Origin of the sequence: Flavobacterium sp. (genome assembly GCF_039932285.1) — a bacterium.
In the GTDB taxonomy this organism is placed as follows: Bacteria; Bacteroidota; Bacteroidia; order Flavobacteriales; family Flavobacteriaceae; genus Flavobacterium.
Genome location: NZ_JBDTQE010000009.1, coordinates 36,222 through 58,759, shown reverse-complemented (window position 1 = coordinate 58,759; position 22,538 = coordinate 36,222). Strand labels below are relative to the sequence as shown.

Annotated in this window: 17 protein-coding genes and 2 tRNA genes; 5 read left to right on the top strand and 14 right to left on the bottom strand. The window is 33.4% G+C overall.

The window, feature by feature from the left end:
• The coding region (gene aspS, locus ABI549_RS03555; protein ID WP_348075075.1) for an aspartate--tRNA ligase at nt 1–1,121 on the top strand (1,121 nt) is incomplete at its 5' end.
• Between the two features lie 104 nt (nt 1,122–1,225).
• Nucleotides 1,226–1,426, top strand: a complete 201-nt coding sequence (locus ABI549_RS03550; RefSeq protein WP_011962450.1) for a cold shock domain-containing protein — start codon at nt 1,226–1,228, stop codon at nt 1,424–1,426.
• A 55-nt stretch (nt 1,427–1,481) separates the two neighbouring features.
• On the opposite strand, the gene ABI549_RS03545 is transcribed toward ABI549_RS03550, so the two are convergent.
• Nucleotides 1,482–1,922: a nucleoside deaminase gene (locus ABI549_RS03545; RefSeq protein WP_348075074.1), complete on the bottom strand. Its 441-nt coding sequence runs from the start codon at nt 1,920–1,922 to the stop codon at nt 1,482–1,484.
• A 37-nt stretch (nt 1,923–1,959) separates the two neighbouring features.
• On the opposite strand from ABI549_RS03545, the gene ABI549_RS03540 reads away from it, so the two are divergent.
• Nucleotides 1,960–3,732, top strand: a complete 1,773-nt coding sequence (locus ABI549_RS03540; protein ID WP_348075073.1) for a 1-deoxy-D-xylulose-5-phosphate synthase — start codon at nt 1,960–1,962, stop codon at nt 3,730–3,732.
• A gap of 47 nt (nt 3,733–3,779) precedes the next feature.
• On the opposite strand, the gene ABI549_RS03535 is transcribed toward ABI549_RS03540, so the two are convergent.
• From ABI549_RS03535 to mutS, 10 genes are all read right to left on the bottom strand, one after another.
• A complete protein-coding gene (locus ABI549_RS03535; protein ID WP_348075072.1) occupies nt 3,780–6,488 on the bottom strand; it encodes a T9SS-dependent M36 family metallopeptidase in 2,709 nt (902 codons plus the stop codon).
• A 99-nt stretch (nt 6,489–6,587) separates the two neighbouring features.
• Nucleotides 6,588–7,919 carry a dGTP triphosphohydrolase gene (gene dgt / locus ABI549_RS03530; protein WP_348075077.1) on the bottom strand — a complete coding sequence of 444 codons (1,332 nt, stop codon included), beginning with the start codon at nt 7,917–7,919 and terminating at the stop codon, nt 6,588–6,590.
• 88 nt (nt 7,920–8,007) lie between these two features.
• A complete protein-coding gene (locus ABI549_RS03525; protein WP_348075071.1) occupies nt 8,008–8,202 on the bottom strand; it encodes a hypothetical protein in 195 nt (64 codons plus the stop codon).
• Nucleotides 8,184–8,570 (bottom strand): hypothetical protein, encoded by a 387-nt coding sequence (locus ABI549_RS03520; protein ID WP_348075070.1) that lies wholly within the window; start codon nt 8,568–8,570, stop codon nt 8,184–8,186. The genes ABI549_RS03525 and ABI549_RS03520 overlap by 19 nt, the downstream gene beginning before the upstream one ends.
• A gap of 29 nt (nt 8,571–8,599) precedes the next feature.
• Complete coding sequence (locus ABI549_RS03515) at nt 8,600–11,023, bottom strand: ribonucleoside-diphosphate reductase subunit alpha (protein ID WP_348075069.1); 2,424 nt, start codon at nt 11,021–11,023, stop codon at nt 8,600–8,602.
• A 288-nt stretch (nt 11,024–11,311) separates the two neighbouring features.
• Nucleotides 11,312–12,289, bottom strand: coding sequence for a ribonucleotide-diphosphate reductase subunit beta (locus ABI549_RS03510; RefSeq protein WP_348075068.1), 978 nt, complete (start codon nt 12,287–12,289; stop codon nt 11,312–11,314).
• 247 nt (nt 12,290–12,536) lie between these two features.
• Nucleotides 12,537–13,106, bottom strand: a complete 570-nt coding sequence (locus ABI549_RS03505) for a DUF3109 family protein (RefSeq protein WP_348075067.1) — start codon at nt 13,104–13,106, stop codon at nt 12,537–12,539.
• A 180-nt stretch (nt 13,107–13,286) separates the two neighbouring features.
• Nucleotides 13,287–13,371, bottom strand: a tRNA-Leu gene (locus ABI549_RS03500).
• 42 nt (nt 13,372–13,413) lie between these two features.
• Nucleotides 13,414–13,486: transfer RNA gene (locus tag ABI549_RS03495), tRNA-Gly, on the bottom strand.
• A 140-nt stretch (nt 13,487–13,626) separates the two neighbouring features.
• The gene (gene mutS, locus ABI549_RS03490; protein ID WP_348075066.1) at nt 13,627–16,233 is read right to left on the bottom strand and encodes a DNA mismatch repair protein MutS; all 2,607 of its coding nucleotides are present in this window, start codon (nt 16,231–16,233) and stop codon (nt 13,627–13,629) included.
• Between the two features lie 149 nt (nt 16,234–16,382).
• Here mutS and ABI549_RS03485 point away from each other — a divergent pair, with 149 nt between their 5' ends.
• Together ABI549_RS03485 and ABI549_RS03480 are read left to right on the top strand one after the other, a co-directional pair.
• Entirely contained in the window at nt 16,383–16,895 is a 513-nt protein-coding gene (locus ABI549_RS03485) for a DUF1573 domain-containing protein (RefSeq protein WP_348075065.1), read from the top strand.
• A 65-nt stretch (nt 16,896–16,960) separates the two neighbouring features.
• Nucleotides 16,961–17,488: an RNA methyltransferase gene (locus ABI549_RS03480; protein WP_348075064.1), complete on the top strand. Its 528-nt coding sequence runs from the start codon at nt 16,961–16,963 to the stop codon at nt 17,486–17,488.
• 119 nt (nt 17,489–17,607) lie between these two features.
• Here ABI549_RS03480 and ABI549_RS03475 read toward each other — a convergent pair whose 3' ends face one another.
• The 3 genes from ABI549_RS03475 to clpP all read right to left on the bottom strand — a co-directional run bounded on the left by ABI549_RS03475 (nt 17,608) and on the right by clpP (nt 22,359).
• On the bottom strand, nt 17,608–20,223 hold the full coding sequence (locus ABI549_RS03475; RefSeq protein ID WP_348075063.1) for an AsmA-like C-terminal region-containing protein: 2,616 nt from the start codon (nt 20,221–20,223) through the stop codon (nt 17,608–17,610).
• Nucleotides 20,224–20,380: 157 nt separating this feature from the next.
• Complete coding sequence (gene clpX, locus ABI549_RS03470; RefSeq protein WP_348075062.1) at nt 20,381–21,613, bottom strand: ATP-dependent Clp protease ATP-binding subunit ClpX; 1,233 nt, start codon at nt 21,611–21,613, stop codon at nt 20,381–20,383.
• A gap of 71 nt (nt 21,614–21,684) precedes the next feature.
• Nucleotides 21,685–22,359, bottom strand: a complete 675-nt coding sequence (clpP, locus tag ABI549_RS03465; protein ID WP_348075061.1) for an ATP-dependent Clp endopeptidase proteolytic subunit ClpP — start codon at nt 22,357–22,359, stop codon at nt 21,685–21,687.
• Between the last annotated feature and the right edge of the window lie 179 nt (nt 22,360–22,538).

Sequence of the window (22,538 nt, the reverse complement as noted above, 5' to 3'; positions counted from 1 at the left end):
AATATTTTCAAATCGTAAAATGTTTCCGTGACGAAGATTTACGTGCCGATCGTCAGCCAGAATTTACTCAAATAGATTGTGAAATGGCATTTGTAGAACAAGAAGATATTTTAAATGTTTTCGAAGGACTTACACGTCATTTATTAAAAGAAATAAAAGGTATTGAAGTAGAAAAATTTCCTCGTATGACTTACGCTCATGCGATGAGAACTTATGGAAATGACAAACCAGATATCCGTTTTGGAATGGAATTTGGAGAATTGAATGAATATGCAAAACACAAAGATTTTCCAGTTTTTAATGCTGCCGAATTAGTTGTAGCTATTGCAGCTCCAGGAGTTGGAGAGTATTCTAGAAAAGAAATTGACGCATTAATAGAGTGGATGAAACGTCCACAAATAGGTGCTTCAGGAATGGTTTATGTAAAATGTAACGAAGATGGAACTTATAAATCATCAGTAGATAAATTTTACGACCAAGGAGATTTAAGCAATTGGGCAAAAGTTACTGGAGCAAAAGCAGGAGATATGATTTTTGTACTTTCTGGTCCAGCAGATAAAACTAGAACACAGCTTTCTGCACTTAGAATGAAGTTAGCAACACGTTTGGGATTAAGAAACCCAGCTGAATTTGCACCACTTTGGGTAGTCGATTTTCCATTATTAGAATTTGATGAAGAATCAGGTCGTTATCACGCCATGCATCACCCGTTTACTTCGCCTAAACCAGAAGATATGCACTTGTTAGAAACTGACCCAAAATCAGTTCGTGCCAATGCTTACGATATGGTTTTGAATGGAAACGAAATAGGTGGTGGTTCTATCAGAATTCATGACAAAGCAACGCAACAGCTCATGTTCAAATATTTAGGATTTACTGAAGAAGAAGCAAGAAATCAGTTCGGATTTTTGATGGATGCATTTCAGTTCGGAGCGCCGCCTCACGGAGGGTTAGCTTTCGGATTGGATAGATTAGTTGCTATTCTAGGCGGACAAGAAACCATTCGTGATTTTATTGCCTTTCCAAAGAATAACTCAGGAAGAGATGTGATGATTGATGCGCCTTCAATTATTGATGAAAGTCAACTAAAAGAGTTGCATATTCAATTAGATTTGAAATAGAAATGCCTGATTATCAATATTTTTAAAAAATATTAACACAAATTTGCGTTTGTATTATTTTAAAGATTACATTTGCTACATTATAAATTATTATTACAATTAAAATGCGCACAGGAACAGTAAAATTTTTCAATGAATCTAAAGGTTACGGATTTATTACAGACGACGAAACAGGAAAAGACATTTTCGTACACGCTTCAGGTATCAAAGCTGAAGAGTTAAGAGAAGGAGACAAAGTTTCTTACGAAGAAGAAGAAGGAAGAAAAGGTAGAGTAGCTGCTCAAGTAGTAGTTATCGAAGGATAATAAATTATTTTTTGGCATACCGAAAAACTAACCGTTTCATTTTGAAGCGGTTTTTTTATCTCTTTTTCCTAAAAAAATCTTTCATTAAATCTCCACATTCTTCTTCTAAAACACCACTAACTACAATAGTTTTAGGATGCAACTGTGTTCCCATTTTAGTAAAACCACGCTTGGCATCATTTGCGCCAAAGACTATTTTAGAAATCTGACTCCAATATAAAGCGCCCGCACACATTTGACAAGGTTCTAGCGTTACATATAGCGTACAGTTGGTTAAATATTTTCCGCCCAGAAAATTGGCAGAAGCTGTTATGGCTTGCATTTCCGCATGAGCAGTCACATCATTTAATAATTCAGTTAGATTGTGACTTTTAGCAATTACTCGATTGTTTATTACCACAATTGCACCTACAGGAATTTCATCTTTATCAAAAGCTAAATAAGCTTCTTGCAAAGCTTTTTTCATAAAATATTCGTCTGTGAAAATGTTTTCCATAAAGCAAAAATAAGAATTCAATTTGTACATTTGCTTTATGTCTGATAATTTACTTCAAAATATAAATAACCCCAAAGATTTACGTCAATTAGATATAAATCAACTACCACAAGTTGCTCAAGAATTGCGTGATTTTATTATAGATGTTGTTTCAAAAAACGAAGGACATTTAGGAGCAAGTCTTGGTGTTATCGAACTTACAATTGCTTTGCATTATGTATTTAATACGCCCGAAGATTTATTGGTTTGGGACGTAGGTCATCAAGCTTATGGGCATAAAATATTAACTGGACGAAGAGAAAATTTTCATACCAATCGGAAATTAGGCGGAATATCTGGTTTTCCTAAACGAAGCGAAAGTATTTATGACGCATTTGGTGTTGGTCATTCATCAACTTCAATTTCTGCAGCGCTGGGAATGGCAATAGCTTCTAATATCAAAGGTGATTTTAACAAACAACATATTGCGGTTATTGGTGACGCTTCCATTGCGAGCGGAATGGCTTTTGAAGGATTGAATCATGCTGGAGTAACTGATGCCAATTTATTGGTAATATTAAATGATAATGCTATCGGAATCGACCCCAGTGTTGGTGCTCTTAAAAATTATCTCACTGCTGTGAAAGAAGGGAAGAATCCCAAAAATAACAATATGATTACCTCTTTAAATTTCAATTATTCAGGACCAATACATGGTCATGATATTTTTGCAGTTATCAATGAGTTAAAACGATTACAAAATATAAAAGGGCCAAAATTTCTCCATATAATTACAACCAAAGGAAAAGGGTTACAATTAGCCGAAGAAGATCAGGTAAAATATCATGCGCCAGGCAAATTTGATGCTGATACAGGAAAAATACACTTGAAATCCGAAGAAAATTTACCTCCAAAATTTCAAGATGTTTTTGGACTAACCCTAGTAGAATTAGCCGAAAAAAACGAAAAAATAATTGGAATTACTCCAGCAATGCCTTCAGGTTCTTCTATGAAATTTATGATGGAAGCTTTCCCAAAACGCGCATTTGATGTAGGTATTGCGGAACAGCATGCCGTAACTTTATCAGCAGGAATGGCAACGCAAGGAATGGTTGTTTTTTGTAATATTTATTCAACATTTATGCAAAGGGCTTATGATCAGATTATTCATGATGTGGCTTTGCAAAATTTACCTGTAATTTTCTGTTTGGATAGATCTGGACTAGTTGGTGAAGATGGCGCAACGCATCATGGTGTTTTTGATATTTCTTATTTGAATTGCATTCCTAATATAATTATTTATGCTCCAATAAACGAAATAGAATTGAGAAACATCATGTTTACAGCTCAATTGGGATTAAAAAATCCTATTGCCATTCGTTATCCTCGTGGTCGTGGTGTGTTAGAAAATTGGCAATTGCCATTTGAACAAGTCGAAATTGGTAAAGGAATTCAATTAAAAAAAGGTGCTAAAATTGCTATTTTATCTACAGGAGCTATTGGGAATAATGTTATTAATGCTCTTGGTAAAATTAAAAATTCTGATTTGTTTTCACATTATCATTTCCCTTTTGTAAAACCTTTAGATGATATTTTGCTTCATGAAATATTTATAAAATATTATACAATCGTTACAATTGAAGAAAACTCGATAATTGGTGGTTTTGGGAGCGTTATTAATCGGTTTTCTACTAATAATAATTATAAGACTTTTATTAAAAATTTAGGAATTCCAGATAATTTTATTGAACAAGGTTCAGTCAATGAATTACATAATATTTGTAATATTGATGTGTTAAGTTTGGCGAAATTATTTGATTCTATTATATAAAAAAAGCGTTCACAATTTGTGAACGCTTTTAGTGTTATTTTGTAAAATTAGTTTAAGATAATTTTCTTAGTATAATTTAATTCACTTCCGTTAATTTTAACGATATACATTCCAGATTGTAAATTACTTAAGTTAATTGTTTTTTCAATATTAAAATCAGTATTGTTTAATGAATAAACTACACGACCATTTAAATCAACGATTTGTAAGTTAACTTTTCCAATAAATTGGTTTATTTTGATATTGATTTGACCGTGTGATGGATTTGGATAAACTTTTATCATATCCTCATTTTCGAAATAGTTAACTCCTAAAGTACAGTTTGGTCCTGGAGCAGGCTCAACGAAACTTGCTGTTTGATCCTGAATATCTGTTACAGAACTTGAATTATTTCCTGCGGAAGCTCCAACACCTACACCTCTTCTAGCGAAAGTTGCCCAAATCATACAATAATTTTGACCGCCAGTTGTTGCTTGATCTGCAGCAATAATAGCATTACGACCACTAACAATTGTTGGATTACATCCGCCAATTTTTATAGCATCCAACACCAATTTCATTACTTTGTTATTACCACCAGTTCCACTATAGATATTTGGATCGTAACCATATTTGTCTATATAATTCCACGCTAAATCCCATAACATAACAGCCCAGATTGATCCAAGGCCATGAGTGTCAATAACATCAAAACCGGATGTGGCATCTGTATACCATTGATCGTTTGAATCGGCATAAGTATGTGGGTTAACTGACATGTCAGTTGAATATCTAAATTCTCTAATTCCAGGGCCATTAGTAGCTTGATTCTCTACGAATGTGCCAATTCCTCTTGCATCATTTCTTGTGTCACCTGGTTTTATTTGCATCATTAGCCAAGCCCAGTCAGACCATCCTTCTCCCATTTGTTCAGCACCGCCTAAACAGTTTCCTGATAATCTTGTTGAAATACCATGAGTATATTCGTGAGCAATAACTCCATTGTCAAAATCACCGTCTGCATTAACAAAAATTTCAGGAGTAGAAATGCTCACATTTACCGTTCCAGCTCCCATTGCTGTGATAAGTGCTTCACCATCTGCTTGAGACATACTAACTGCAGGAATAGTGATTGTGGCATCTGCTCCAGCCATAGATATACCGCCAGCAGTATTGTTTACGATAATTGCACCAATAGCTCCTGCTGTTTGCGCAAATTTCACTTTAATAGCAAATGAACAAGTACCTCTTCTAATAACTGCAATTTTTCCATTTAATGCAGTAGCATTTATTGCGTCAGTGCAAGCATCGGAGTTATCTGGAGTGCCATCGTCGAATAAAACTAAATCATTTGTTAAAGTTGCAGGTGTCACTGGTAAATTAACGTGTCCTGGACTAAAAGCATTGTCATTATACGGATAGCTTGTGCCTGATAAAGCCCCTGTGTTTACTAATAAATATGAAGGTTTTCTGATATTCCAAAGATACATTTGCATTCTTGGTTTAGAACCATCTGTTGGAGTTGAAAAATTAGCATTGTTAAAAGCTGGTGTTGTAGCTTGTGAAGCATCCTGAGCTTCTGCATTTACAGCATCATTACCTGTACCACCTCTACTAAAATTAGCGGCTTGAAAATTTTTGTTAGCTTCGGTAAAACCATATTGGTACCACAAGTCATGCATTACATTGTTTTGGTAAAATAAGTTTGTTGTTGCAGCAGCAATATAAGTTGTAGCAGCTACGCTATTGCCAGGGTAGGCAAAATCAAAAGTTAAATTTGGGTATGCTCCAGCTGAAGCCGTAGTATATGTTGTTGGGGTAGCAGGATTTAAATTTGTGTAATCTGAGTAAGCAAATGCATTGTTTCCTCTTGTATAATTATAAGTAGTGGTTGTGCCGCCAATTGTTGTACTAGCATTATGCCATCCGTTAGGAGATGCCGCAACAAGTAGTGGTGCTAATGCGGTAGTCGCTTCGGGATTTGTTATTAATTGTCTAGCAGTGTGATTTGGGCTCTCATAATTCCAAGGTATTACTCTATAATTTGTTGTTCCAGGAGTAAAGACTATTGATTTCTGATCGTCATTTTTTAAGAAATTTTTTGTAAATTCTACTGAATTATGGGTAATATTTTCTGTATGAATATGTCTAGGACCAAAGTTACAAGAGATAACCATGTCTTTTTTGTCTAAAATTTTACCATCAACAGCATCTATTTTTACATTCCATAAATGCTTATAGTCTTGAGAGTAAAATTCATAATCCCAAGCTAATTTTAAAGTTGTCGTATTTGTAAGATAATATACTAATTGAGCAATAATGGGACTGTCTGTTAAATTACCATTGCTTAATTTGTATTTATTTTTATTTGATTCTAAAATTTGAACATTGTTAACATTAATTTCTTGAAGTTGTGTTATTGCAGAACCAAATCCGTCAGTTACACTAAAACTTGAAATTGCAGTATTAATTTTTTGATTAATATTCTGAATAAAATTTTCTCCTCCTTGGTTGATTAATTTATTGTTTTGAATTAAAAAATTAGAATCTGAATTTAAAACTTCAATTCCGTTTATACGTTGTTTTACGTGATAAATAAAAACATCATTATCAGCAGTTACAAAATCATTCGTTATAACTAAATCCGAAACATCCAATTGCGTTAAGTTTAATTTAGTCCGATTTTCTGTCATATAATTCTGTATTTTCTCAATAGGAGTCTGGGAAAACCCAAACATTGGTATAAGAAAAAATAAAAAAAGAGTAATTTTTTTCATTGTTATGTATTTAAAATTAGTTTATTATTTGCGAATATAAATAATATATTAAAACAATAACAATTTTTTGACATTATATTGCTATTATTAACACTTGTGTTAAGAAATTATTTTGTTATATAACAATGCATTGCCATCGGTTAGCATAGATACAAAATGACAAATATGTAATAATTGATCATATAAACTTCCTTTTTCCAGATGGTATTTTTCGGGCAAAATTTTAAGTAATAAAGAATCAAAATTAGTTGCTTTTCCTTCGTGTTTGTTGTTGTAAGCTGTGATAAATTTGTCAAGAAGACTATTGATGATTTGATAGCCAGTAAGTTCTTTTTCTATCACTTCTCGACTTTGGTAAATATTCTTAACACTCAATTTGATGATATCATCCATTTGCGCTTTATACTTACTTTTATCAGTTAATGCAAATGGAAAATTTCCTTCTAGAATTGCACTTTCATTTTCGATAAATGTGTTTACAGCATCATTTATCAAACTTCCAATGGCTAATGCGCGTAAATAACTAATTCGATCTTCCTTTGTAGTTAAGGTGTTATATTTAATAGAATCAATATTATCTTTTACTAATTTTATAAGATATTCTAATGCAAAATCTTCAGAGACTAGCCCTAGATTAATTCCGTCTTCAAAATCTATAATGGTATAGCAAATGTCGTCTGCTGCTTCAACAAGATAGGCGAGTGGATGGCGTTCGAAACCAATGTCATCACCAGTTTTATTTGTAATCATTCCTAATTCTGAAGCAACTTCTTGAAAAAAGACTTTATCAGTTTGAAAAAATCCATATTTTTTATCAGCAATAGCTGAAGTTGGTTTTTTAGGTAAACTTTCTTTGGGATATTTCATAAAAGCGCCTAAAACGGCATAGGATAAACGCAAACCCCCTTCTATTCCTGGACGTGAACTTGTAAGTACAGAAAAACCATTTGCATTTCCTTCAAAATCGATTAAATCTTGCCATTGTTTGTCTGTAAGTTGGTCTTTGTATTTTTGCCCTTTTCCTATCGAAAAATACTCACCAATAGCTTTTTCTCCCGAATGACCAAATGGCGGATTGCCAATATCGTGAGCTAATGAAGCTGCTGCAACAATAGCTCCAAAATCGTTTGCTTGATAACCGTGAATTTCTTGTAAATGCGGATATTTTTCTATAATTTTTTTGCCTACTAATCGCCCGATAGATCGTCCAACTACAGAAACTTCTAAACTGTGTGTTAATCTGGTGTGTACAAAATCTGTTTTAGATAATGGAATCACTTGTGTTTTGTCTTGCAAGCTACGAAATGCTGCCGAAAAAATGATTCTGTCATAATCTACCTCAAAACCCAAACGAGTATCGTCTTGTTCTTTTCGCAATCGTTTGCTTGTGTCGCCTTGTCGTTTAAGAGATAATAATTGTTCCCAATTCATCATTGATTTTAGATTTGCTTCGCCATTTCGCCTTTTAGGCTCGTGTCAGATATATGATATTAGATTTTCCGAAATTCAAAAATACATTTTATTTTAAGATTTTCTTCATACAAACACTACTTTCAACATTTTTGTATTGTCCATATCTTTCAATTATTGTATATCCACTTTTTTTGTAAAGTGCGATGGCGTTTTCTAGTTTAAAGGAAGTTTCTAAAATACAGGCAGAAAAATGGAGCGACTTTGCCCAAGATTCCAATTCGTTTAACACTTGACTTGCCACTTTCTTGCCTCGGTGTTCAGGGTGTGTACAAACATTCTTTTTATTTCTGCAATTTCTGGTTCGTATGTTTTGAATGCACCACAACCTATGGCATTATCATTCTCATAACAAATAACGACATTCTCTAAATGAATTTGATTATATTGTGCAAAGAAATCTTTTTCTTCTCCATCGATATCAACAAGATATTCATCAAAAAGTGCTGTTAGTTTTTGAAAATCTGGGTTATCTGATGTTGTTCTTTTTAGTGTAATCATTTCTTTGTTTTTTTTAGCCCCGATTAAAGTGAAAATCCTTTTTCTTGCTCCTTTAGCAAGGAAAAGATTGCAACGGAAAGCGGGATTAGCTCCTAAAATAAAAACAGCCATCAAATTTGACAGCTGTTTTTTGTTTTTAATTATGACCCACACATTTCACAATCTTCTGGACCAGCATTTTTTGCTAGTTCAATCATGGCTCGGTATTCTTCGTTAGTCATTGCTGTTGTTTGTACTTCGAGTTCAGCTAAAACTGGTTGCTCTTTTACTTCGATAGCAGCAATTGGCTCGGCTTTTTTGTCGTTATTTAAGGTGAATTTAATCGCATCGACCGCAGCTTTTGTTCTCAAATAATACATTCCAGTTTTTAAACCTGATTTCCAAGCATAAAAATGCATCGATGTTAGTTTCGAGTAATTAGCATCTTGCATAAACAAGTTTAACGATTGCGATTGATCTACAAAATACCCTCTGTGACGTGACATATCGATAATATCTTTCATAGACATTTCCCAAACTGTTTTGTACAAGTCTTTCAAATCTTGCGGAATATCAAGGTTTTGAACAGAACCATTTTCACGCATTAATTGTTGTTTCAAATCTTCTGTCCACAAGCCTAATTTTACTAAATCTTCGAGTAAATGTTTGTTTACCACGATAAATTCTCCGGATAAAACACGACGTGTATAAATGTTTGAAGTATATGGTTCGAACGCTTCGTTATTACCTAAAATTTGTGAAGTTGATGCGGTTGGCATTGGCGCAACCAAAAGGGAATTTCTCACTCCGTTTTTCATTACTTCTTTACGTAAATTGGCCCAATCCCAACGACCAGAAAGTTCTTCGTCTTTTAATCCCCATAGATTGTATTGAAATTCTCCTTGGGAGATTGGCGAACCTGCAAAAGAAGAATACGACCCTTCCTCAATTGCCATTTCCATCGATGCGGTTACGGCTGCAAAATATAAAGTTTCGAAAATTTCTTGATTCAATTTTTTTGCTTCATCGCTTGTAAACGGTAAACGCAACAAGATAAAAGCATCTGCCAAACCTTGTACTCCCAAACCAATTGGACGGTGGCGTTTGTTAGAGTTTTCTCCTTCTATTACTGGATAATAATTTCTATCGATAACTTTATTTAAGTTTCTTGTTACTCGTTTGGTTACGGTAAACAATAAATCGTGATTAAATTTTCCATTTTCGACAAACATTGGCAACGAAAGTGATGCTAGATTACAAACTGCAATTTCATCTTTCGAAGTATATTCCATAATCTCGGTACACAAATTCGACGAACGTATGGTCCCTAGATTTTTTTGATTCGATTTTCTATTTGCTGCATCTTTATACAACATATATGGTGTTCCAGTTTCAATTTGAGATTCTAGAATTTTCTCCCACAATTCGTGTGCTTTGATGGTTTTTCTTCCTTTTCCAGCTTTCTCGTAATCAGTGTACATTTTCTCGAATTCTTCTCCGTGCACATCATACAAACCTGGACATTCATTAGGACACATTAAAGTCCAGTTGCCATTTTCTTCGACACGTTTCATGAATAAATCTGAAGTCCACATCGCAAAAAATAAATCTCTCGCACGCATTTCTTCTTTACCTGTATTCTTTTTTAAATCCAAAAAGTCAAAAATATCAGCATGCCAAGTTTCAATATAAATGGCAAAACTTCCTTTGCGTTTTCCACCACCTTGATCTACGTAACGAGCCGTATCATTAAAAACACGTAACATCGGAACAATTCCGTTTGATGTTCCGTTTGTTCCACGAATATAAGAACCTGTTGCACGAACATTGTGAATGGATAATCCGATTCCTCCAGCCGATTGTGAGATTTTTGCTGTTTGTTTCAGCGTGTCGTAAATCCCATCGATACTATCGTCTTGCATTGCCAAAAGGAAACAAGATGACATTTGTGGTTTTGGTGTTCCTGCATTAAATAAGGTTGGAGTAGCATGTGTGAAAAACTTTTTAGACATTAAGTCGTAAGTTTCTATTACAGATTTTAAATCATTTAAATGAATTCCTACCGAAACACGCATTAACATGTGTTGCGGACGTTCTACAATTTTCCCGTTTATTTTTAGCAAATAAGAACGTTCTAGTGTTTTGAAACCAAAATAATCGTAATTAAAATCTCTTGTATATATAATGTGTGAATTTAAAAATTCAGCATTTTCTTGGATAACATTATGTACTTCTTCTGACAAAAGTGGTGCTTCTTGCCCATTTCTAGGATTCACGTAATGATACATTTCGTTCATCGTTTCCGAGAAAGATTTGTTCGTATTAGAGTGTAAATTCGAAATTGCAATTCTCGCTGCTAGTTGTGCATAATCTGGATGCGCAATGGTCATAGAAGCCGCAGTTTCTGCTGCTAAATTATCTAATTCTGATGTCGAAACACCATCGTAAAGCCCCTCAATTACTCTCATAGCTACTTTTACAGCATCTACTAAATCATTCAATCCATAACACAGTTTTTTAATTCTTTCTGTGATTTTGTCGAACATTACAGGCTCTTTGTGCCCATCTCTTTTTACTACGTACATAATTTGTTTGTTTTGTGAAAAAGCAAATCCCTTTGCAGTTTCGGGTTATTTGTAATCTTTTTTTATTCAACCCTTTCAGGTTTTTTCAGGAGCTATTCCCGCTTACCGGTAGCTATCGGGACGTTTCAATCTTTTTCTTTTTTTCTCGATACTCCTAGCAAAAAAAAGCGAGAAACTCGAACTAACGAGAAAAAGGATTTCCACTGCTATTGGGGCTAAACTAGTTTTCAGACTTGGGGGCTTTACTGAAAATTTCGGGTTTTTATTTTGGTTGGTTGTGTTTTTTATTTAAAAATCAGCATCAAAACTAATTTTTTGCGCTTCAGAATCGGTATTCATCACTCCTGCTTTTTGATATTCAGCTACTTTCTTCTCGAAGAAATTCGTTTTTCCTTGCAACGAAATCATATCCATAAAATCGAAAGGATTTGTCGTATTATATTCTCTATCGCAACCTAATTCTACTAACAATCTATCGGCAACGAATTCTAAATATTGTGTCATTAGTACCGCATTCATACCAATTAATGAAACAGGCAATGATTCTGTAATAAATTCTCTTTCTATATTTAGCGCGTCAACAATAATACTTCTAATTCTTTCTTTTGGCACTTTGTTTACCAAATGGTGGTTGTGCAAATGCACTGCAAAATCGCAATGAACACCTTCGTCACGAGAAATTAATTCGTTAGAGAAGGTTAAACCGGGCATTAATCCACGTTTTTTTAACCAATAAATAGAACAAAATGCACCTGAAAAAAAGATGCCTTCCACCGCTGCAAAAGCAATCAATCTTTCAGCAAATGAATCAGATTCAATCCATTTCAAAGCCCAATCTGCTTTTTTCTTGATGGCTGGAAAAACTTCTAAGGCATTAAATAGTTCGTCCTTTTCAGCTTCATCTTTTACATAAGTGTCAATTAAAAGGGAATAGGTTTCAGAATGAATATTTTCCATCATGATTTGAAAGCCATAAAAGAATTTTGCTTCAGCATATTGCACTTCATTGACGAAGTTTTCTGCTAAATTTTCATTTACAATCCCATCAGAAGCTGCGAAAAAAGCTAAAATATGTTTTACAAAGTATCGCTCGTCATCAGATAATTTATTATTCCAATCGTTTAAATCTTGAGACAAGTCAATTTCTTCGGCAGTCCAGAAACTGGCTTCCATTTTTTTGTACCATTCCCAAATATCGTGGTGTTTTATCGGAAAAATAACAAAACGATTTTTGTTTTCTTGTAAAATTGGTTCTACGAAAGACATAGTTAACTGGTTTTTATTGTATTATAAAAATGATTTTTGTAACGATTGGGGTTTACAAAGATTGGAATTTGAATCTATAAATGAAAGAGATAGTTATTCACAATTGCCTTGAGTTTTTAACAAAGTATGGTTTTGCGAACGCTTTCTCTGAAATTATTAAATAACTATAAATCAATTGTTTAAAAACGTAAAAAAAGATAAAGTATTGTAAAGTAAGGGATTTTATTTTAGTGCTAAAAACTAAAAATTATTCGTTTTTTAGCTCCTCAGCAACTTTCTCGAGCTCGGCATACCAGTTTTCGCCAAAGCGACGAACTAGTGCTTCTTTTACGAATTTGTAAACTGGAACTTCAAGTTCTTTTCCTAATGAGCAAGCTGGAGAGCAAATGTCCCATTTGTCATAATTTACGGCCGCAAATTCGGTGAAATCTTTGACACGAATTGGATACAAATGACAAGAAACTGGTTTTTTCCAATCGATTATTCCTTGATTGTAAGCTTGCTCAATACCACAAAGTGCGGTTTTACCATCGAAAATAACATACGCACAATCTTTATTGTCTATTAATGTGGTTTCTAGTGTTCCATCTGTTCCAATAACCGATGTTCCTAGTGCTTCGATAGCAGCAATTCCTTCTTTACGAAGAAACGGTTTTACTTTCGGATATATTTCTTCTAGGATTCTAACTTCGTCTTCTAATAGTGGAGCGCCTGCATCTCCATCGACACAACAAGCGCCTTTACAAGCTGATAAGTTGCATACAAATTCTTTTTGAAGAATATCTTCCGATACGATGGTTTTGCCTAGTTGAAACATTATAATAAAAATTTCTACAAAGATAAGGATAAGTTATGCAGTTACAATCTTAGTTTGACTGGAAAAAGGGATTTTTACTTTCCACAACTTTTAGACTTGATCTATGAAAAAAGCTGTTAATGTAAAGAAATCTGAGTTATAGAAATAAAAAAAAGCTCCAAACATAGTTTGAAGCTTTTGTACTCGGGACGGGACTTGAACCCGTACGACCATTACAGTCACTGGATTTTAAGTCCAGCGTGTCTACCAATTTCACCACCCAAGCAGTTTATTTTTCAAAAATTAATATAATTTTTGTATGGTATTGAGCGAAAAACGGGGCTCGAACCCGCGACCTCGACCTTGGCAAGGTCGCGCTCTACCAGCTGAGCTATTTTCGCGTTTTCAAATTTTAAAAAGAACAGCAATACATTATTGTAATGCGAGGGCAAATTTAATACATTAATTCAATTATACAAGGGTTTTTTAATAAAAAAAAATACTTTTTTATAACGCTCTGAAAATCCTTGTTTTAGAGGTTTTATTTTTTGCTTAACATTCGTTTTATCTCATTCAACTTCATTAAAGCCTCGACTGGTGTTAGCGTGTTAATGTCTAAATTAAGTATTTCTTCTTTAATTTCTTCTAAAAGCGGATCATCGAGATTGAAAATACTCAATTGCATGTCGTCTTTATTCGCTTTTATTCCGTTTAATGCTTCGGCTGAATGATTTTTTTCTAATTTTTTTAAAATCTTTTCAGCTTTTTGTAAAACTATTTGTGGCATTCCAGCCATTTTCGCAACATGAATACCAAAACTGTGTGCGCTTCCGCCTTTTACTAATTTGCGAATAAACAAAACACTGTCTTTTAATTCTTTTACAGAAACATTATAATTTTGAATTCGTGGCAACGATTCGCTCATTTCATTCAATTCATGATAATGTGTGGCAAACAACGTTTTGGGTTGCGCTGGGTTTTCGTGTAAAAATTCGGCAATAGCCCAAGCGATAGAAACACCATCGTAAGTACTGGTCCCACGACCTATTTCATCCAGTAAAACCAAACTTCTGTCAGAAATATTATTCAAAATAGAAGCGGTTTCATTCATCTCGACCATAAAGGTAGATTCTCCCATCGAAATATTATCGCTGGCTCCAACTCGAGTGAAAATCTTATCTACAATTCCCATCTGTACGCTTTCGGCAGGAACAAAACTTCCCATTTGTGCTAACAATACGATAAGTGCGGTTTGTCTCAAAATAGCCGATTTACCAGACATATTTGGACCCGTAATCATGATTAATTGCTGTGTTTCTCTGTCTAAATAGACATCATTTGCAATATACGGAACACCTATTGGCAACTGTTTTTCGATAACAGGATGGCGTCCGTTTTTTATATCTAAAGCAAAAGAATCGTTTATTTCTGGGCAAATATATTTATTATCAATAGCCAATTGTGTAAACGAAATTAAACAATCTAGTTGTGCTATTAAATTTGCATTCAATTGAACTGGTTTGATATAAGTAGCAATCCAACTCACCAATTGTTCAAACAATTGATTTTCTATTTGCTGAATTTTTTCTTCGGCGCCTAAAATTTTAGTTTCATATTCTTTCAGTTCTTCGGTAATATATCGTTCCGCATTTACAAGTGTTTGCTTACGAATCCATTCCGTTGGAACTTTGTCTTTGTGTGTGTTCCTCACTTCAATATAATAACCAAAAACATTATTGAAAGAAATTTTAAGTGACGAAATACCAGTTTTTTCAGATTCTCGTTTTTCAATTCCTTCTAGATATTCTTTTCCTAAAGTTGAAATTCCTCGTAATTCGTCTAATTCGGTATTAATACCAGACGCAATGGCATTTCCTTTACTTATGGCAACAGGCGCTTCTTGGTTTAGTGTTGTTTTTATTTTTTCTCTTAACAAATCGCAACTATGCAAACTATCACCAATCACTTTTACCGCTTCTTGTGGGCTTTGTAATGCCAATTCTTTGATAGGAATGATAGCATCTAAGGATTCTTTTAGATAAATAATCTCTCTTGGACTAATTCTGCCAGCGGCTACTTTAGAAATTAATCGTTCTAAATCGGAAATTTGTTTAATCTGATTTTGAACCTTTTGTAGCATTTCTTGATTTTCGTTAAAATAGGCGACCACTTCATGACGAGATTTTATTTTATTAGCATCTTTTAGCGGAAGTGCTAACCATCGCTTGAGCATTCGTCCTCCCATTGGCGAGAGCGTTTTATCGATAATATCGAGTAAAGTCACCGCATTAGGATTGTAACTATGGTACAACTCTAGGTTTCTGATTGTGAATCTATCCATCCAAACGTAAGCATCTTCGGCAATACGATGTATCGATGTGATGTGTTGAATTCTATTGTGTTGTGTTTCCGATAAATAATACAAAATAGCGCCAGAAGCAATGATTCCATTAGGTAATTCTTCTATACCAAAACCTTTTAGGGAATTGGTTTGAAAATGATTTATTAAAATTTCGGTTGCATAATCTTCTTTATAAACCCAATCTTCGAGATAAAAAGCATGAAAATTATCCCCGAATTTTTCTTTAAAATCACCTTTATTTTGTTTGGGAACTAAAATTTCGCTTGGGCTAAAGTTTTGCAACAATTTGTCTATATATTCTTCGTTCCCTTCGGAAGTAAGGAATTCTCCAGTAGAAACATCAAGAAACGAAACGCCAATTATTTTTTTACCAAAATAAATAGAAGCCAAAAAATTGTTCGTCTTAGAGTTTAAAACTTCATCATTCATAGAAACCCCAGGAGTGACTAACTCTGTTACACCTCGTTTTACAATGGTTTTGGTCATTTTAGGGTCTTCCAGCTGGTCGCAAATAGCAACACGAAGTCCCGCTTTGACTAATTTAGGCAAATAAGTATTGATAGAATGATGTGGGAATCCTGCAAGTGCGGTTTCAGTAGGTGAACCTGCACCACGTTTTGTCAGTGTTATTCCAAGTATTTTTGACGCACGAACAGCATCTTCGCCAAAAGTTTCGTAAAAATCGCCTACCCGAAATAATAAACAAGCATCAGGATATTTCCTTTTTATCTCGTTATATTGCTTCATTAATGGTGTTTCCTTGATTTCTTTCTCTTTTGCAGACAAAACTTTGTGGTTTAATTAGTAGGCGACGAATTTACTTATTTTGATTAAATAAATAACTAAATAATTTAACAACAATTTTGGAAAAAAAAAGTATCGCAATTCGATTTTATTTTTACATTTGCTATGTTAAACAATAATTAAAATTTAAAATGAAAAAAATTATATTTATTTTATCAGCTGTTGCTTTTTTTGGAGCAAATACTGTTAGTGCTCAAGAAGTTGCTACTAAAGCAAAAATGGAAGTAACTAAAAAAGTAAAAAAAGCTAAAAAAGGTGCTAAAGCAGCACTTCCACAAGTAGAAGGTGCTGGAATGGTTTTTGAAAGTGAAACAATCGATTATGGAACAATTGCACACAATGCAGAGCCAAATCGTCAATTTGTATTCACAAATAATGGTAATAAACCACTTATTATTTCAAATACTCAAGGATCATGTGGTTGTACAGTTCCAACTACACCTAAAGAGCCAATTGCTCCAGGTGCAAAAGGAATTATTGGTGTGAAATATGCTACAGATAGAGTAGGGCCTTTTACAAAAACTGTGACAGTAACTTCAAATGCTGAAGGAATGCCTTCAAAAATTTTAACTATTAAAGGTACAGTTTTACCAGACGCAACTCCAGCTCCAGCAGCAGGAACGGCTGAGCCTGTAAAAAGCTAATAGTTAAAAAATATTATTATTAAAGCTTCCTAAATATTTAGGAAGCTTTTTTTATAAAAAACATCATGCGAAAATTAGAAAATAGCGAATTAGACCGAAAATCGATTTCAGATTTTAAAGAAGCTACAAAAACACCTATAATTATAATTCTGGATGATATTAGAAGTTTGCATAATATAGGTTCCGTATTTAGAACTGCCGATGCTTTCCTAATTGAAAAAATATACTTGTGTGGTATTACTGCAAAGCCACCTAATAAAGAAATACATAAAACAGCACTTGGAGCAACAGAAACTGTAGCCTGGGAATACTATGACAACGTTTTGGAGCTTATTAATAATCTAAAAAAAGAAGATGTTTCCGTTTTTGCCATTGAGCAAGTGGAGAATTCGATTTTTCTTAATGATTTTAAAGTAGAAACTAATAAAAAATATGCTTTAATTTTTGGAAATGAGGTTTTTGGTGTAAATCAAGAAGCCATAAAACTATGTGATGGAACTATTGAAATCCCACAATTGGGAACCAAACATTCGTTAAATATTTCTGTGAGTGCGGGAATTGTAGTTTGGGATTTATTTGTAAAAATGAATTAAAAAACAAATGAAAATCTTCTAAATAATAGTTTCTTTCTTTTAAGGAGATAATTTAAATTATCTCCTTAAAAGAAAGAAACTATACATGTATAATAAATTTAATTTTTAGAAAATACTATTTATGGTTTTTTCTTCTTTCCAAATAAGCCATTTAACAAGCTTCCAGCTGCATTTTTAATTTCGTCTTTTTTAGGATCCTTTGTTTTTGTAGTATCGGCAGGGTCTTTTTTTCCGCCACCTAATAAGTTACCCAATGCTGAAGTTCCTTGATTAATTAGTTTGTCTTTCTGTAATTTTACAATTTGAGTTGCTAGATTTGTTGAAGCTTGCTTCATATCTGTGCTCACTTTTGGGTTTGTGAAATTTCCAGTCATTAAAGCAGTTATAGGAATATTTTCTATTTTAGCAGCATCAGAAGGAGTAAGTTTTGCTAGTAATTTATTTACTTCTGCACCTAAATATTTAGCGGGAACATCCATTTTAATGTTATAATTCATACTTTGGTCAAAACCATGAGAACCACCAATTTCAGCATTAATATCTTGGTATTTTATTTTGAAAGGTTTAACGTTGACTTTTCCATCTTTGAACGAAATAGCAGCTTTAATATCGTTTAAGTTTAGCTTGCTAACATCTAAAAATTTCACTTGTGAACCTAAAGCCGATAACATTTGAGAGTTATTAGGATTAATAGTAGTCGATAATAATTGTCCTAATAAATCACCAGTTATGGTTTTTAAATCAGGGGTCATTTCTACCGCATCAAGATTTCCAGATAATTTGATAGTTGAATTTATTTTTCCATTAATTACACCAGCAATTGGTGCGATTTTTTTTAACATATCTAACTGGGTAAATGTTTTAGCAATGTCTACTTTGCTTAAATCTAAATTCATATTAAAAGTAGGTACTTTTCCTTTTGTCGAAACCAATCCGTTTAGTCCAATTTGACCGTCAAAAATATTGGTTGTTAAATTCTGTAAGGTTACTGCTTCGTCTCGAATGATCATTTTTCCTGAAACTGCTTTTAGTGTTAGATTGTCATAAACAACAGTATTTGCTTTTGCAGTTATTGTACAATCTAAAAAGGCTGGAATTTTTACAGCTTCTTTTTTTGTTTTTGTTTCGGAAGTGGAGCTTGATTCTGAAGTGTTTTTTGTTGATACAGGAGTGGGTGCCATAAAATCAGATACTAAAAACTGGTTTGAATTCATGTTAAAATTTCCTTTCAAGATTTGATTTCTAAAGACAAATCCGTAAAAATTGTCTAATGTTCCTGTTAGTTGAATGTCTGAATTCCCTGTTTTCATATCCAATTGGTTCAAGCGAATTTGGTTTGGATTAAAAGCAATTACTGCTTGTTTTATTTGTACAGGTTTTGCCATTTCTGGACCAGCATAATTGAAACCAGTTAAAATAATATTTCCAGCATTCTGAATTTTTTCATATTGGCTTTTCTCAACTGATTGCATATCGAATTTTGTTGTCACATCAGCTTTTAGAATTCCAGAAAGTGGTTTGTCTAGCTTTACAGGATAGGCTTTGGTTACATTGGCTAAATTGATAGTTCCTTTTAATGAGGCATCAACTAAAGCATTTGTGGCTACATTTCGGATATTAGCTTTTGCATTAAAAACGTCTTGATCTATTCTAAACGATAATTTGTCTAGGTTTACATAAGTGTCGTTCATTAACCCAGTTTCGTTGATGATTTTAGTGTCAATAATGATATTTTGTACTGATTTTGGTAAATCAGGATATTGAAACGAGGCATTATTTGATGCAATAGCGATATTGAATTTTGGGACAGTTGTATCTGTAAGTTTTCCTTTTGCAAAACCTACTATTGAAAAGTCTCCTGAGGTTTTTACGGTATTCAAATCTCCTGCATAGGCGGCAGGTACAAGTCCTAAGAAATTTTTGAATGAAGATGTTGGGGTTTTAAAAGTTAAATCATAACCTTGGCCGTCTTCTAGTAATTGAATAAATCCATTAAACTCTAATGGTAATTCGTTAATTTTTGCCGTATTGTCTTTGAAGGTATATTTACTTTTTTCTAAATCTATTCCAAGGACTGCATCGAGAGAAATAGCAACGTTTTTCATATAGTTCATTTTGTCCATGTCTAATGAAATTTTCGCAGTCGATTTAGTGTCTAAATCTAAAACTTGTGATGCAAAATTACCTTTTCCTTCATGGTTTAGTTCGCTAATTACCATTTTAATTTTAGAACGTTCGTCGTAGTATTTGAATTTAAAGTTTTCTACTTTATAATTCTGAATATTCATAGCAAACGGTTTGCTTTTTTCGGTTTCTTGCTTTTTATTGTCTTTGATTGCTATATCAAAATTCCCGACACCATCTTTATTGAAAAGTATGTTTGCTTTTCCATTTTTAACAGAAATGGCTTTTAGTGTCATAGGTTCGTCATCACTATTGAATAATTCTCCGATAGACATTTGCAAGTTCAATTCTTCAAATGCTACTAATGTGTCTCCAGCAAAAGGCGCTTTATTTATTACAATTAGTTTTTGAATTCCAACATTGGCTTGCGGGAAACTTTTAAATAAACTCAAACTGGCATCTGCAAATGTTACTTTAGCATCTATGTTTTCATTAATGCTTTTTTCGATTTTAGCTTTAATTTGGTCTTTAAAAAATATAGGAATTGCAGCTAAAGAAGCTATAATCACTAATAAAAAAACACCAATTCCTATAAAGATTTTCTTTTTCATATTATTTGAATTTAATTCTAAAAGCTTCAAAGTAAAAAACTTACTGCGCTATCTTACAAAAATAGTATTTATAGTTTAAGTGTGTTGTAAAATATTCATAAAAAAAACAGGCAAAGGTTAATTTGCCTGTTTTTATAACTGATATTTTCATGAAAATCTAAGAAGCAATTTCCAATCGCTTCAATAAATTTTTAGTCAAAGTATGATGGGCGTATTCCTTATCTATATTCAGCGTTTTGTCATCTGAACTTGGTAATTCGTACATCGCATCAGTTAGTATTGCTTCACATAGCGAACGCAATCCACGAGCTCCTAACTTATATTCTAATGCTTTATCGACAATAAAGTCTAGTGCTTCATCGGTAATGTTAAATTCAACATCATCCATCATAAATAATTTTTGATATTGTTTGATTAAAGCATTTTTAGGTTGTGTCAAAATAGCACGTAAGGTTTCTCTGTCTAAAGGATCCATGTGCGTCAATACTGGCAAACGACCAATTATTTCTGGAATTAAACCAAAATCTTTAATGTCTTTTGGAATAATATATTGCAACAAATTGTCTTTGTCTATATTGTCAACATTTTTTGAAGTACTGTAACCAACTGCTTGACGGTTTAATCTTTTTGAAATTATTCTTTCAATACCATCAAAAGCGCCACCAGCAATAAATAAAATATCTTGAGTATTTACTTCAACAAATTTCTGGTCTGGATGTTTACGACCTCCTTTTGGCGGTACATTTACAACGGTTCCTTCCAAAAGTTTTAATAATGCTTGTTGCACACCTTCGCCCGAAACATCACGAGTTATAGATGGATTGTCACTTTTGCGAGCAATTTTATCTATTTCATCTATAAACACAATACCTCTTTCAGCTTTAGTTACATCATAATCGGCAGCTTGCAAAAGACGAGTCAAAATACTTTCTACATCTTCTCCTACATAACCCGCTTCTGTCAAAACGGTTGCATCGACAATTGCTAAAGGAACGTCAAGCATTTTTGCAATGGTTTTTGCTACTAATGTTTTTCCTGTCCCGGTTTGTCCTACCATGATGATGTTAGATTTTTCAATCTCTACTTCGTCATGATCATTTTGTTGCATTAATCGTTTGTAATGGTTGTAAACTGCCACAGACATTACTTTTTTTGTTTGGTCTTGACCAATAACATACTGGTCTAGAAAAGCTCTGATTTGTTTTGGTTTTTGTAAAACTAAATCGGAAGCTTGACGTGAAACCCCACTTGTTTTTAATTCTTCCAGAACAATTCCGTGTGCTTGCTCGATGCATTTGTCGCATATATGTGAATCGATTCCAGCAATTAACAAATTGGTTTCTGGTTTTTTCCTTCCACAGAAAGAACATTCTAATTTTTCTTTTGCCATCTTTTTAGATTTTAGATTTTAGATTTCAGATTTCAAAACTGCCAACTGAAATCTGAAATCTGTTATCTAATTTAACTTCTTCTCAACACTTCATCAATCATTCCATATTCTTTTGCTTCGTCGGCAATCATCCAATAATCACGTTCAGAATCTTTATGTACTTTATCGAAAGTTTGTCCTGAATGGTGTGATATAATGTTATATAATTCATCTTTTAGTTTCAACATTTCACGTAAGTTAATCTCCATGTCAGTCGCAACGCCTTGTGCTCCGCCTGATGGTTGGTGAATCATTACTCGAGAATGTGGTAAAGCTGAACGTTTTCCAGCTGCTCCAGCACACAACAAAACTGCTCCCATAGAAGCTGCCATTCCTGTGCAAATTGTTGCTACATCTGGTTTGATATATTGCATGGTATCATAAATTCCTAATCCTGCATAAACGCTTCCGCCTGGAGAATTTAGGTAAATTTGAATGTCTTTACTAGCATCGGCACTTTCTAAGAAAAGTAATTGTGCTTGTACGATGTTTGCTATTTGATCATCGATTCCTGTTCCTAGGAATATAATTCTATCCATCATTAATCTAGAAAAAACATCTAGTTGAGAAATATTCAACTGGCGTTCTTCTATAATATAGGGTGTCATGTTTGTTGGTGTCATTGCACCCACTATTTTATCATAATACATTGCGTTTACACCTTGGTGCTTTGTTGCAAATTTTTTAAATTCTTTTCCGTAGTTCATTTAAATTTTAGTTTAAAAGTTTATGTATTTAAAAGTTTAAAGTCGCAGAACTAAAACTTATAGTTTTTTTATTTTAAAGCAAAGTTCGTACCTTTTATTTTATGTGACAAACTGTCTCATTACTTTTTTAAAATTTAGAAATTTTAAAAAAATAAGCGTCTGAATTATATTATTCAGAC

Excerpts from the sequence above, each read along its gene's own strand:
- ABI549_RS03540 (WP_348075073.1), top strand. The coding sequence starts at position 1,960 with ATGTCTGATAATTTACTTCAAAATATAAATAACCCCAAAGATTTACGT.
- ABI549_RS03505 (WP_348075067.1), bottom strand. The coding sequence starts at position 13,106 with ATGTTTCAACTAGGCAAAACCATCGTATCGGAAGATATTCTTCAAAAA.
- ABI549_RS03485 (WP_348075065.1), top strand. The coding sequence starts at position 16,383 with ATGAAAAAAATTATATTTATTTTATCAGCTGTTGCTTTTTTTGGAGCA.
- ABI549_RS03535 (WP_348075072.1), bottom strand. The coding sequence starts at position 6,488 with ATGAAAAAAATTACTCTTTTTTTATTTTTTCTTATACCAATGTTTGGG.
- ABI549_RS03545 (WP_348075074.1), bottom strand. The coding sequence starts at position 1,922 with ATGGAAAACATTTTCACAGACGAATATTTTATGAAAAAAGCTTTGCAA.
- ABI549_RS03520 (WP_348075070.1), bottom strand. The coding sequence starts at position 8,570 with ATGGCTGTTTTTATTTTAGGAGCTAATCCCGCTTTCCGTTGCAATCTT.
- clpP (WP_348075061.1), bottom strand. The coding sequence starts at position 22,359 with ATGAACTACGGAAAAGAATTTAAAAAATTTGCAACAAAGCACCAAGGT.
- ABI549_RS03550 (WP_011962450.1), top strand. The coding sequence starts at position 1,226 with ATGCGCACAGGAACAGTAAAATTTTTCAATGAATCTAAAGGTTACGGA.
- clpX (WP_348075062.1), bottom strand. The coding sequence starts at position 21,613 with ATGGCAAAAGAAAAATTAGAATGTTCTTTCTGTGGAAGGAAAAAACCA.
- ABI549_RS03510 (WP_348075068.1), bottom strand. The coding sequence starts at position 12,289 with ATGTCTTTCGTAGAACCAATTTTACAAGAAAACAAAAATCGTTTTGTT.
- dgt (WP_348075077.1), bottom strand. The coding sequence starts at position 7,919 with ATGAATTGGGAACAATTATTATCTCTTAAACGACAAGGCGACACAAGC.
- ABI549_RS03480 (WP_348075064.1), top strand. The coding sequence starts at position 16,961 with ATGCGAAAATTAGAAAATAGCGAATTAGACCGAAAATCGATTTCAGAT.
- ABI549_RS03475 (WP_348075063.1), bottom strand. The coding sequence starts at position 20,223 with ATGAAAAAGAAAATCTTTATAGGAATTGGTGTTTTTTTATTAGTGATT.
- ABI549_RS03515 (WP_348075069.1), bottom strand. The coding sequence starts at position 11,023 with ATGTACGTAGTAAAAAGAGATGGGCACAAAGAGCCTGTAATGTTCGAC.